Raw genomic sequence first — 11,537 nt, 5'->3', positions numbered from 1 at the left:
CGGTTTCATTGCCGCCCACCGCGCTGCGGAGGAGAATCGGCCGCGACGGCGGCGCCGTCTCGCCGCGCCTCGTCGGGAGGGAGGCGATCGTGTACGCACGGACGATGACGGTGTGGGGACGTCCGTCGGCGGTGGACGACGGCATAGCCAGTGTCCGCGGTTCGTTGATGCCGGAGTTGGAGCGGATGCCCGGCTTCGTCGGCTTGTCGATGCTGGCGGACCGCGACACGGGGCGGTGTATCGCCGCGAGCGCCTGGCAGAGTGAGGCCGCAATGCGCGCCAGCGGCCCGCTGATCCGGGAGGTGCGTGACCGCGCGGTGCGGATCCTCGGCGGCACGGTGGAGGTGACCGGCTGGGAGATCGCTCTCATGCACCGCAACCGGCACAGTGCCGAGGGTGCCCCGGTGCGGGTCACCTGGGTGAAGGTCGACCCGGGCGGGGTCGACTCAGGCGTCGGCGCCGTCAAGGACGACGTGTTGCCCGTCCTCGACGAGCTCAAAGGCCATTGCAGCACAAGCCTGTTGGTGAACCGCGTGACAGGCCGGGCGGTGGTCTCGTCGGCCTACGAGAGCGCCGAGGCGATGGAGCGGCACCGGACCCGGCTGATCCGGCTGCGCGACGCCATTGCCGGGCGGGCCGACGCGGAGGTACTCGACGAGCGCGTGTTCGAACTGGCGATCGCCCACTTGCGGGTACCCGAACGGGTCTGAGGGCTCACTGCGGCGCGGGCCGGCGGATCCGGGCACGCCGTTTGGTCGGGTCGTGCTGACCGGCCAGCGTCACCGCCAGCAGCGCCAGCACCACCCCGAGTCCCAGGTGCAGCCAGTTGGCGGCCCCGTTCAGCGGAATCACCCTAGCGTTGCTGCTGACCTCGACGAAGGTGCCGTACAGCCACAGGCCGACGAACAGCACGCTGCCCGCGAGCAGATAGGACCGGGCCCGGCTGTAGGAGCGCGCGAAATAGAACCCGGCTGCCCCCACCACCACGTAGGCGAGGTTGAGCAGCACCGACGCGGTGAACGTGTTGAAGAGCAGGGCGCCGGACTGCCGGCCGAACCAGGCCAGCTCGCCGACGTTGGCGGTCACACCGGGCACGAACCCGAGCACTCCGAGGAGCACGAGCACGGCTCCGACGATCATGGCCGCGCCCTGCACGGCCATGTATTTCGGGGTGGCCGACGACATGACCAGCCTCCCTTGTCCGAACGGTTATTGACGAGCGTGTTGGTGGTGATACCCATCCTGGGCCGCCCGTAACACCGTGCGGGCAAACAAGTCAGCGGCGCAGGATCGGGCCCAGCGCGTCGAGCACGGACGGATCTTCGATGGTCGACGGGACAGGCTCGTCCCGGCCGGCCGCGATCCCGCGCATCGTCTTGCGCAGGATCTTGCCCGAGCGTGTCTTCGGCAGCGCCGGGACGACGTCGACGAGCTTGAACGCGGCGACCGCGCCGATCTCGTCACGCACCAGCTGCACGAGCTCCTCGGCGAGGCCCTCGGTCCGGGCGCCGGCCTTGACCACCACCAGCCCGCGCGGGGCCTGGCCCTTGATCTCGTCGGCCACGCCGATCACCGCGCACTCGGCGACCGCCGGGTGGGTGGCCAGCACCTCCTCGATCGCGCCGGTGGAGAGCCGGTGGCCGGCCACGTTGATCACGTCGTCGATGCGGCCCATCACGAACAGGTAGCCGTCCTCGTCGAAATGTCCGCCGTCACCGGTCAGGTAGTAGCCGGGGTGCTCGGTCAGATAGGCCACCTGATAACGGTCCTGGGCGTGCCACAGCGTGGGCAGCGTGCCGGGCGGCAGCGGCAGCTTGATGCAGATCGCGCCCTCCTCGCCGGGTGCGCATTCGTGGCCGTTCTCGTGCAGGATGCGCACGTCGTAGCCGGGCATCGGCACTGTGGGGGAGCCGGCCTTGACCGGAAGTTGTTCTGTGCCCATCGGATTGGCCGCGATAGGCCAGCCGGTCTCGGTCTGCCACCAGTGGTCGACGACGGGGATGGCGAGTTTCTCGGCCGCCCAGTGGTAGGTGTCGGGGTCCAGCCGTTCGCCGGCCAGGAACAGGTATTTCAGCGCGGACAGGTCGTAGTCGGCGACGTACTTGCCCTCCGGGTCCTCCTTGCGGATCGCGCGGATCGCGGTCGGCGCGGTGAACAGCGCCTTGACTCCGTGCTCGGAGGCCACCCGCCAGAACGCGCCGGGATCCGGTGTGCCGACCGGTTTACCCTCGTAGAGCACCGTGGTGGCGCCGAGCAGCAGCGGCGCGTAGACGATGTAGGAGTGGCCGACCACCCAGCCCACGTCGGAGGCCGCCCAGAACACGTCGCCGGGGTCGATGTCGTAGATGTGGCGCATGGTCCACAGCAGCGCGACCGCGTGCCCGCCGTTGTCCCGGACGATGCCCTTGGGTTTGCCGGTGGTGCCCGAGGTGTACAGCACGTACAGCGGGTCGGTCGCCGCGACGGGCACCGGATCCACCGGCTCCGCGCCGAACTCCGGGGCCATCACCTCGGCCCAGGCCAGGTCGCGGCCCTCGACGAGGTCGCACTGCAGCCGGTCGCGCTGCACCACGACGCAGTGCTCCGGCGGGTGCGCCGACATCCCGATCGCGGCGTCGAGCATCGGTTTGTACTCGACGCAGCGGGACGGTTCGATGCCGCACGACGCGGATACGATCACCTTCGGGCGCACGTCGTCGATGCGGACCGCGAGCTCGTGCGGCGCGAAGCCGCCGAACACGACCGAGTGCACAGCGCCCAGCCGCGCGCAGGCCAGCATCGCGATGACGGCCTCGGGGATCATCGGCATGTAGATCACCACCCGGTCGCCTTTGCCGACGCCGAGCTTGCTCAGCGCGCCGGCAAACCGGGAGGTCTCGTCGAGCAGTTCGGCGTAGGTGTAGGTGCGTTTGGTGTCCGTGACGGCCGAGTCGTAGATCAGTGCGGGCTGGTCGCCACGGCCTGCCTCGACGTGCCGGTCCAGCGCGTTGGCGCAGGTGTTGAGCTCGGCGTCGGGGAACCACCGGTAGAACGGCGGGTTGCTGTCGTCGAGGATCTGCTCAGGGGCTCTGGTCCAGGTCACGGCGTCGGCCGCGTCGCGCCAGAAGGCGACGGGGTCGTTGATGCTGGCCTCGAAAAGATCGCGGTATCCGGGCATAGGAGCACCGTAGTACCTCCCGATTAGTCTCAGGACCATGACTAACGAACCCCCACCTATCGACGGGGTCCGCCGGAGCCGGGTGACTGCCCGCGGGGTCGATTTCCACGTCACCGAGGCGGGTCCGGCCGACGGCAGGCCGGTCCTGGCATTGCACGGCTGGCCGCAGCACCACTGGGCGTACCGGTCGTTGCTGGCCGACCCGCCCGAGGGGCTGCGGATCATCGCGCCGGACCTGCCCGGCTACGGGTGGTCCGGTCCGGCGCCGCACAAGTGGGCCAAGGAGGACGTGGTCACCGACCTGGTCGCGTTGATGGACGCGATGGGTCTGGACCGGGTGCTGCTCGTCGGTCACGACTGGGGCGGTTACATCGGGCACCTGCTCGCGCTGCGGGCGCCCGAACGCATCGACGCCTACCTCGCGCTCAACATCGCCCACGTCTGGGTGCCACCGAAGGTGATGGCCCCGCACGTGTGGCGCTTCCTGATCTACCAGCCGTTCGTCGCGACGGTCGGGGTGCCGCTGCAGCGCCGCACCCCGTACTTGGAGAAGGGGATCTTCCGGCTGGCGGGCAAGCTCGACGCGCAGACGGCGCGGGTGTACGCCGAGCGGTTCCGGGACCCGGTCGTCGCGCGCACCGGTCGCGACACCTACCGGACGTTCCTGACCAAGGAGATCCCGGCGGGCATGCGTGACGGCGAACGCCGCCGCTCGACGGTGCCCACGCGAGTCTTGTTCGCCCGCAACGACCTTGCGATCCACCCCGAGCTGGCCGCGGCGGAGACCGCGCACGCCGACGACTACACCGTCGAGGTCGTCGACGGCGGGCACTTCATCCTCGACGAGCAACCGGATCTGGTGCGCGCCAAGCTGATCGCGCTCGCCGAGGAGTTCCCGGCCAGGATGGCGTAGAAGTCTGGGAGTCGGCCGTCAGGATTCCGTGCGGATCGGCGTGCGTTGCCAGGCTGTGCGCGTACACCGAAAGCATGGAAGTCACCCCGTCCCGGCATCGGCTGCCCGCGTCGATCCGCTCCGTGCGGCACATCGTGAAGACCGTCGGCTGCGGACTGCCCGCGGCGGCGCTGAGGGATCCCGCCGTCGCGGCGTGGGTGTGCGCCCGCGTCACGTGGTGCGGCGGTGGAGCGGTTGTTGGGCAGGCTCGCGCTGATGCGTGAGCGCGGCCCGGTGCTGGGCCGGATCAGCCTGTCGGGCGGGTCCGCCGGAACATGGCTCGGTGGCCATACCCGGCAGTTGCGCCGGATGGCCGCAGAGGTCGAGGACGCTCTGGACGACGGTTGCGCGCGCTGGCGGTTGCCCAGGCCGGCGATGGTGCTGACCCCGTCGATCGGGTGAGTTGGTCTTCTTCGACGAGACCGGCGGTGCGGGCTTGTTCGACGCTGCGGTCCCAGGCGGCCTGCCCGGCGACGAAGACGACGAGCACGGTCAGCAGCGCGATCGACGACACCGTCCAGTAGGCGGCCGGCGAGACCGTCGGCGGTGCCGGCGGCAGCATCACCGCGAGGCTGGCCACCACCGCGAACGCGGCGGTCAGCCAGGTCAGCCGCGGTTCCCGCGTGGCGGCATCCGAACCCTGCAGGCGTTCGACGATCGTGGTCATGCCGTCACGGTCGTCCCCATGGCTAAGAAGCTGCTCACCGATGTCTGTGAAACAGCTTTGAATTCGTCTGCGCAGCTACGACGGTGGGGCCTCGTTGGTGACGGCCAGGTAACCCCGCGCCCCGGCGCGCTGCAGCGACGCCCGCACGATGCCGACGATCAGTCCCTGGATCGCGGCGGCGGTGATCACCACGGCCATCGACTGCGAGAGGTCCTTGGGGTCGGGCGGTTCGGGGTCGTTGTCGCCGATGCGCTTCCAGATCTGCCCGAACAAGGCTCCGGCCAGCAAACCGCCGCCGACTCCGGTGGCCACGGACAGCGGCGTGTACAGCGATCTTGCGATCTTGCTCATCTCACTCCAATGTGTATGCGGCACAGCACGGCTTGCCCTGCGTCTACCCAGGCCCGCACACGTCAAACCCGGATGCGCGGGCACCACACCGTGCAAGGATCGTCAGGTGGACGCCGAGCGGGGCGAAGACTGCGCGGACTGGGATCCCCGGCATCGCCGCGAGACCGGGACCGAGCGGCTCGACCGGAACTGGGCCAGCCTGCTGCAGGAGTTGCGGGTGGTGCAGACCGGCGTCCAGTTACTGACCGGGTTCTTGCTGACCCTGCCGTTCCAGCAGCGCTTCGACCTGCTCGATTACCCCATGCAGGGCGTGTACCTGGCGACGGTCTGTACCGCGGTCACGTCCACCGCGCTGTTGATCGCCCCGGTGGGGATGCACCGGCTGTTGTTCCGTCGGCACCGGCTGGCGGCGCTGGTGCAGGCAGCGCATTGGTGCGCCTTTGCCGGGCTGATGCTTCTGGCCCTCGCGCTGACCGGGATGACGGTCATCATCTTCGACGCCGTGGTCGGGTTGCCCGGCGCCGCGGTCGCCGGTGCGTGCGTGCTGGTGCTGTTCACCGCGTGCTGGCTGGTGCTGCCGCTGACGATGCGGCTCCGGGACCGGCGGCCGCCGGCGCCATAGTTTCGCTGCGTTGCGGTCGGGTACGCATCCGCCGTGAGTGATGACGTGACACCTGACGCAGTGATCCCCTACCCCGGCGAAACCGGGGACATGACAACGAAACCGCGCGACGAGATGCGCGACTACGTCGGCACCGGACTGCTGTCCGGCAAGCGGGCGCTGGTCACCGGCGGCGACTCCGGTATCGGCCGGGCCGTGGCGATCGCGTTCGCCAAGGAGGGCGCCGACGTCGCGATCGCGTACCTGGAGGAAGAGGACGACGCCGCGCACACGGCGTCGGTGATCGAGGAGACCGGACAGCGGGCCGTCCGCCTGCCCGGCGACCTCGCCGAGCCGGCGCACTGCCGCGCGGTGGTCGAGGACACGGTGAAACAGCTTGGGGGACTGGACATCGTCGTCAACAACGTGGCATTCCAGTCGCCGCAGGACGACCTCTCCGAGATCAGCGACGAGCAGTGGCGGCGCACGTTCGCGGTGAACATCGACAGCTTCTTCCACGTCACCAAGGCCGCCTTGGCGCACCTGCCCGCAGGCTCGGCGATCATCAACACCGCGTCCATCAACGGACTGCGGGGGAACAAGTCCCTGATCGACTACTCGGCGACCAAGGGTGCGGTGATCGCGCTGACCTACTCGCTGGCACAGTCGTTGGCCGACCGGAACATCCGCGTCAACTGCGTCGCACCGGGCCCGGTGTGGACGCCGCTGATCCCCGCCACCATGGACGCCGAGAAGGTCGAGTCGTTCGGTGGGCAGGTGCCGATGAAACGCGCCGCCCAGCCGGACGAGATCGCGCCGTCGTACGTGTTCTTCGCCGCCTCGCGGATGTCGTCGTACTACAGCGGCGAGGTGCTGGCCCCGATCGGTGGGGAGACACTGCCCGGCTGAGCCGGATTCAGCTGCGGCAGTAGCGCAGGTACAGGTAGCCGCCGGGGTCGACGAGCAACCGGTCCAGCCGCATGTCGGTCGGCTCCGTCAGCCCGGCAGGCGCGGACCGGCCGACCGGCTGATGCCCGGCCAGCCGGGGTGCGAGGGTGACGCAGAGTTCGTCGATCAAGTCGGCGGTCACCAGTTCGTCGAGCAGGGTCGGGCCGCCCTCGCAGAGGATGCGGTGCATGCCGCGGCGCCGCAGCTCGTCGATCGCCTGCGCGACGTCCACGGTGTCGTCACCGGAAACGATGACGTCGCAAAGGGGTTCGTCGGTTCTGCCCGTCGCGCTGGTCACCAGGATGGGCCGGACCGGAGAATCGAACATGGTCTCGGGCAGTCGGCCGCTGCGGGACACCACGGCGATCGGCGGTGGGTCGTCGCCCAGCCCCAGTTCCCGACGCTGAGCCCGGTGTTCGGGACGCAGGCGCACCGGGCCGTAGCCTTCGGCGCGTGCGGTGCCCGCTCCGACGAGCACAACGTCGGCGTACGCGCGCAACGCCAGCAGGAGTTGGTAGTCCGTCGGGCTCGACAGCGGGCCCGCTCGTCCGCCGAACGCCGCGCTCGCGTCGGCGCTGAAGATCATGTTCGCGCGGATGCCGGGCGGGGCGGGGCGGTAGCCGTAATCCTCGGCGGCGTCCCCGGGGGCCAGCGTGGTGACCTCGGTCATGCCTCGTGCCCGGCCTCCACGTGGCCCACGTCGGAGAACGTGATGACCTCGCCGAGTTCGTCTGGGGCGCTTCCGGATACGGGCTCGAGCAGGTGTCCGACGTGGTCGCCGAGGTCGAATCGGCGGGTGACCTTGCCGACGAACCACGCCGGGGCGGCGTCCAGGATCGGCATGCCTGCGGGGCCGCTGTGCCAGCGGCACTGGGCGAACTTGTCGGTGTCGTCGCCGGTCTGGCCGCCGAACAGTTCGGCCACCTCCAGCTCCGTGCGGGGCAGCAGGTGCACGGCGAGATGCTCGGCCTTCGTGGCTACCGAGAACGTGTGGTTGTTGCGGGACAGCCCGACCAGGAAGCGGGGCGGGTTGATGCTGGTCTGGGAGGTGAACCCGACCAGGCAGCCGGCGAGCTGGTCGCCGGCTGCCGTGGTCACGACGAAGACCGGATAGTCGAGCAACGAGACGAGGTCGTTGAAGGCGGCTTCGCCGCTGTGGTCACTCATGGACGGGACTCAGCTCCGGCTGGATCCGAATGCGTCCTTGAGGGCATCGCGGGCTCGGTCCAGGACCGACGCGAACGGGCCTGCGGCGAAGTTGGCGGCGGCCGACTCCACACCCGGGTGGGGGTGGGTCGGGGCGATCCGCTCCGCGACTGCGACGGCTTGCCCGAGTTTGGCCAACTCGTCGTCGCTGACGGCTGCTTCCAGCGCGGTGAACTCCAGCTCCTCCTCGTGCTTGGCGTGCTCGAGCACCGCGCCCTGCAGGTGGATCAGCGCCTTGCTGAAGTCGGCGCTGTCGATCGGCAGCTGTTCGATGTCGCGCAGCATCACCTTCGCATCGTGCTCCTCGGCGAGGCGCTCGTCGACGATCTGTGCGCCGCCCTCGGCCTTGCGCCGCACCCGCGGGTGCACGACCATCTCCTCGGCGGTCTCGTGCACGGCGAGCATGGTCCGCAACCTGGTGAAGGCTTCCTCCCGGGTCGCCGAGTCGGGGGCGTCCAGCGTCTCGACGAACAGCGCCTTGATGGTCTCGTGCTGCGACTTGAGGTAGTCGACGACGTCGCGGGCCGATCCGATGCTCGGTGCGGTCACGGTGAACCTCCTTGGTAGGGCGGGTTTTTGGGCTGATTGGCACCGGCTTCGCTGCGCAGCGCCTCACGGTTCCGATACCCGGGGCGGCGGAATCGAAAACCCGTTCGGCCGGGTTTGGGATGCCCGTCACGGGGTAGTGACGGGCCCATGAAGGCAGTCACCTGGCACGGCAAGCGGGATGTGCGCGTCGACACCGTCCCCGATCCGCGAATCGAAGAGCCGACCGACGCGATCATCGAGGTGACGTCGACCAACATCTGCGGGTCCGACCTGCACCTCTACGAGGTGCTCGGGGCGTTCATGCATGAGGGCGACATCCTCGGTCACGAGCCGATGGGCGTGGTCCGCGAGGTCGGCAGCGCAGTGTCGAACCTGCAGGTGGGGGACCGGGTGGTCATCCCGTTCCAGATTTCGTGCGGGCACTGCTTCATGTGCGACCGCAAGCTGTACACCCAGTGTGAGACCACCCAGGTCCGCGACCAGGGCATGGGGGCGGCGCTGTTCGGCTACTCCGAGTTGTACGGGTCGGTGCCCGGCGGTCAGGCCGAGTACCTGCGTGTGCCGCAGGCCCAGTTCACCCACATCAAGGTGCCGGACGGGCCGCCGGATTCGCGGTTCGTGTACCTGTCGGACGTGCTGCCGACCGCGTGGCAGGCGGTGGCCTACGCCGACGTGCCCGAGGGCGGCACGGTCACGGTGCTGGGGCTGGGGCCCATCGGTGACATGGCCGCGCGCATCGCCCAGCACCTGGGTTACGAGGTGTTCGCGGTGGATCTGGTGCCCGAGCGGCTGGCCAGGGCTACCGCACGCGGCATCAACGCCATCGATGCGACCAAGGTCGACGGGTCCGTCGGCGACGAGGTCCGCCGGGCTCACCGGCGGCCGCGGCAGCGACTCGGTGATCGACGCCGTCGGGATGGAGGCGCACGGATCGCCGGTGGTCAAGCTGGTTCAGCAGGCCACGTCCCTGCTGCCCGACGCGATCGCCAAACCGATGATGCAGAAGGCCGGCCTGGACCGCCTCGACGCGCTCTACACCGCGATCGACTGCGTGCGCCGGGGCGGCACGCTGTCGTTGATCGGGGTGTACGGCGGGATGGCGGACCCGCTGCCGATGCTCACGCTGTTCGACAAGCAGATTCAGCTGCGGATGGGCCAGGCCAACGTCAAGAAGTGGGTCGACGACATCATGCCGTTGCTGACCGACGCCGATCCGCTGGGTGTGGACACGTTCGCCACCCACACCCTGCCCCTGGATGAGGCGCCGCACGCGTACAAGATCTTCCAGGAGAAGAGGGACGGCGCGGTGAAGGTCATCCTGCAGCCCTGAGGTGCCCGGTGCGGCTGGCGCGAAGCGACTTGAGGGCTCCCGGCATCATCCGCAGACGTCGGGGTAAGGGTTTCGCGTATTACGCGGTCGACGGTGAACCGGTGGCCGACCCGGACACGGCCCAGCGAATCAAGGATCTGGTCATCCCGCCGGCGTGGAAGAACGTGTGGATCAGCCCGAAGCCCAACGGTCATATCCAGGCTGTCGGCACCGACGCCGCGGGTCGACGCCAGTACCTGTACCACCAGCGATGGCAGCAGGAACGCGCCGAGGAGAAGTTCGACCGGGTGTTGGAGCTCTCGGCGCGGTTGCCGCAGTGGCGGGCCCGGATCGCAGAGGATCTGACCGAACGCGGGCTGCATCGTGACCGGGTGTTGGCACTGGCGTTGGCGTTGATCGATCGCGGCTACTTCCGCGCCGGCGGCGAGCAGTATGCCGAGGAGCACGAGCACTACGGGCTTGCCACGCTGTTGTGTGACCACGTCACGCTGCGCAGCGGCGCGGCGCTGTTCGACTATCCGGCCAAGAGCGGCGTGCGGCGCAGCGTCGAGATCGACGATCCGGACCTGGTGCGCGCGCTGCGTGCGCTGTTGCAGCGGAAGGAGCGGTCGGGGCGACTGCTCGTGTGCCGCAACGGTTCCAGGGGTGGCTGGGTGGACGTGCGGGCGGACGATCTCAACGCGCGTTTCAAGGAACTCGTCGGCGACGAATTCAGCGTGAAGGACCTGCGCACATGGGACGGTACGGTGCTGGCCGCCGTCGCATTTTCGGACGCGAAGCCGCCGACCTCCCGGACCGCGATCAAACGGGCCACCGCCGCGGTGATGAAAGAGGTATCCGAAGAGCTGGGTAACACCCCCGCGGTGGCCAGGTCCTCTTACGTCGATCCGCGGGTAGTCCGCGGATACCTGCGGGGTGAGACGATCGCGCCCGCGGTCCGCCGCGCGGCCAAGGTTCCGGCCCCGGACGAGGCGAAGGCCATCCTGGAGAAGGCTACCCGGACGCTGATCCGTCGAATGGCGAAGCGTTAGCCGGTTTTGTGGCCCAGGGACCGGGAACCCTGACGGAACTGATCGTCATCAAGGAGGCGGGATTCATGCCGAATTCATCTGTCAAGAACGAGAAGATGTATGAGGAACTCCGGCGCGACGGCAACTCGAAGGAGAAGGCAGCGCGAATCTCGAATGCGGCTGCTGCGCGGGGTAAGTCCAACGTGGGTCGTAAGGGCGGGCAGTCCGGGTCCTATTACGACTGGACGGTCGGCGAACTGAAGAAGCGAGCCAAGGAGCTCGGCATCTCCGGGTATTCGCATCTGACCAAGGAGAAGCTGATCTCGCGGCTGCGTAACCACTAGTCGCCATGGCGGTCACAGCTTTTCACGATCTTCCCTTGGCGGACAGAGACCTGGAGTGGGACGGCGGTGGCGCCGAGAAGCGCGTCCGCGAGTGGGCGGGTGCCACCGATGAGCCCAATGAGAAGTACCGCGACGCGCATGTCTGGTACGACGCGGACAAGAAGACGAACTTCACGGCGTACAAGCTGCTGATCGCCGACGTCATTGACGGCAAACTTCGTGCGGTACCGCGTGGGGTGATGGCCGCGGGCGCCATCATGCAGGGTTCCCGGGGCGGGATCGATCTTCCGGACAAGGACATCGACCGGGTCAAGAGCCACCTCGCGAAGTATTACGCCAAGATGGGCGATTCCCCGCCGTGGGAGCGGGAGTAACTGGATTTGGTGCGCGGGCCTGTCGGTGGGCGCCGCTAGAATCGAACA

Annotated in this window: 15 protein-coding genes and 1 pseudogene; 9 read left to right on the top strand and 7 right to left on the bottom strand. The window is 68.8% G+C overall.

All coding sequences use genetic code 11. The features are described from left to right. Positions 1–89 precede the first annotated feature (89 nt). Complete coding sequence (locus C6A87_RS22095; protein ID WP_311114211.1) at positions 90–710, top strand: hypothetical protein; 621 nt, start codon at positions 90–92, stop codon at positions 708–710. Positions 711–714: 4 nt separating this feature from the next. Here C6A87_RS22095 and C6A87_RS22090 read toward each other — a convergent pair whose 3' ends face one another. Both C6A87_RS22090 and C6A87_RS22085 read right to left on the bottom strand, forming a co-directional pair. After that, on the bottom strand, positions 715–1,185 hold the full coding sequence (locus C6A87_RS22090) for a DUF4383 domain-containing protein (RefSeq protein WP_311114210.1): 471 nt from the start codon (positions 1,183–1,185) through the stop codon (positions 715–717). Between the two features lie 91 nt (positions 1,186–1,276). After that, the gene (locus tag C6A87_RS22085) at positions 1,277–3,157 is read right to left on the bottom strand and encodes a propionyl-CoA synthetase (protein WP_311114209.1); all 1,881 of its coding nucleotides are present in this window, start codon (positions 3,155–3,157) and stop codon (positions 1,277–1,279) included. Between the two features lie 37 nt (positions 3,158–3,194). Between C6A87_RS22085 and C6A87_RS22080 the strand changes: the two genes are divergently transcribed. Next, a complete protein-coding gene (locus C6A87_RS22080) occupies positions 3,195–4,070 on the top strand; it encodes an alpha/beta hydrolase (protein ID WP_311114208.1) in 876 nt (291 codons plus the stop codon). Between the two features lie 74 nt (positions 4,071–4,144). Then, complete coding sequence (locus tag C6A87_RS22075) at positions 4,145–4,333, top strand: hypothetical protein (RefSeq protein WP_311114207.1); 189 nt, start codon at positions 4,145–4,147, stop codon at positions 4,331–4,333. Between the two features lie 23 nt (positions 4,334–4,356). On the opposite strand, the gene C6A87_RS22070 is transcribed toward C6A87_RS22075, so the two are convergent. After that, a complete protein-coding gene (locus C6A87_RS22070) occupies positions 4,357–4,776 on the bottom strand; it encodes a hypothetical protein (RefSeq protein WP_311114206.1) in 420 nt (139 codons plus the stop codon). Positions 4,777–4,851: 75 nt separating this feature from the next. Beyond that, on the bottom strand, positions 4,852–5,127 hold the full coding sequence (locus tag C6A87_RS22065) for a DUF4235 domain-containing protein (RefSeq protein ID WP_311114205.1): 276 nt from the start codon (positions 5,125–5,127) through the stop codon (positions 4,852–4,854). Between the two features lie 106 nt (positions 5,128–5,233). Here C6A87_RS22065 and C6A87_RS22060 point away from each other — a divergent pair, with 106 nt between their 5' ends. Beyond that, positions 5,234–5,749 carry a DUF6328 family protein gene (locus C6A87_RS22060; RefSeq protein ID WP_311114204.1) on the top strand — a complete coding sequence of 172 codons (516 nt, stop codon included), beginning with the start codon at positions 5,234–5,236 and terminating at the stop codon, positions 5,747–5,749. Positions 5,750–5,839: 90 nt separating this feature from the next. After that, positions 5,840–6,637 carry an SDR family oxidoreductase gene (locus tag C6A87_RS22055; RefSeq protein WP_311114203.1) on the top strand — a complete coding sequence of 266 codons (798 nt, stop codon included), beginning with the start codon at positions 5,840–5,842 and terminating at the stop codon, positions 6,635–6,637. 7 nt (positions 6,638–6,644) lie between these two features. On the opposite strand, the gene C6A87_RS22050 is transcribed toward C6A87_RS22055, so the two are convergent. The 3 genes from C6A87_RS22050 to C6A87_RS22040 are packed head-to-tail and all read right to left on the bottom strand — an operon-like array spanning position 6,645 to position 8,431. Then, a complete protein-coding gene (locus tag C6A87_RS22050) occupies positions 6,645–7,346 on the bottom strand; it encodes a pyrimidine reductase family protein (protein WP_311114202.1) in 702 nt (233 codons plus the stop codon). Further along, on the bottom strand, positions 7,343–7,843 hold the full coding sequence (locus tag C6A87_RS22045; protein ID WP_311114201.1) for a flavin reductase family protein: 501 nt from the start codon (positions 7,841–7,843) through the stop codon (positions 7,343–7,345). Before C6A87_RS22045 ends, C6A87_RS22050 begins: the two co-directional genes overlap by 4 nt. 9 nt (positions 7,844–7,852) lie before the next feature. Further along, the gene (locus C6A87_RS22040) at positions 7,853–8,431 is read right to left on the bottom strand and encodes a hemerythrin domain-containing protein (RefSeq protein ID WP_311114200.1); all 579 of its coding nucleotides are present in this window, start codon (positions 8,429–8,431) and stop codon (positions 7,853–7,855) included. Positions 8,432–8,578: 147 nt separating this feature from the next. Between C6A87_RS22040 and C6A87_RS22035 the strand changes: the two are divergent. The 4 genes and pseudogenes from C6A87_RS22035 (at position 8,579) to C6A87_RS22020 (ending at position 11,489) form a co-directional block, all read left to right on the top strand. After that, a pseudogene (locus C6A87_RS22035) lies at positions 8,579–9,761 on the top strand (zinc-dependent alcohol dehydrogenase). Positions 9,762–9,769: 8 nt separating this feature from the next. Continuing rightward, positions 9,770–10,792, top strand: a complete 1,023-nt coding sequence (locus tag C6A87_RS22030; RefSeq protein WP_311114199.1) for a DNA topoisomerase IB — start codon at positions 9,770–9,772, stop codon at positions 10,790–10,792. A gap of 65 nt (positions 10,793–10,857) precedes the next feature. Beyond that, positions 10,858–11,115, top strand: a complete 258-nt coding sequence (locus C6A87_RS22025; RefSeq protein WP_311114198.1) for a Rho termination factor — start codon at positions 10,858–10,860, stop codon at positions 11,113–11,115. Between the two features lie 5 nt (positions 11,116–11,120). Then, positions 11,121–11,489, top strand: coding sequence for a hypothetical protein (locus C6A87_RS22020; RefSeq protein ID WP_311114197.1), 369 nt, complete (start codon positions 11,121–11,123; stop codon positions 11,487–11,489). Positions 11,490–11,537: the final 48 nt, after the last annotated feature.

The sequence above is a fragment of the Mycobacterium sp. ITM-2016-00317 genome (genome assembly GCF_002968295.1).
GTDB lineage: Bacteria > Actinomycetota > Actinomycetes > Mycobacteriales > Mycobacteriaceae > Mycobacterium.
The sequence above is the reverse complement of the archived record's forward strand: the minus strand, read 5'-3'. Positions and strand labels throughout refer to the sequence as shown.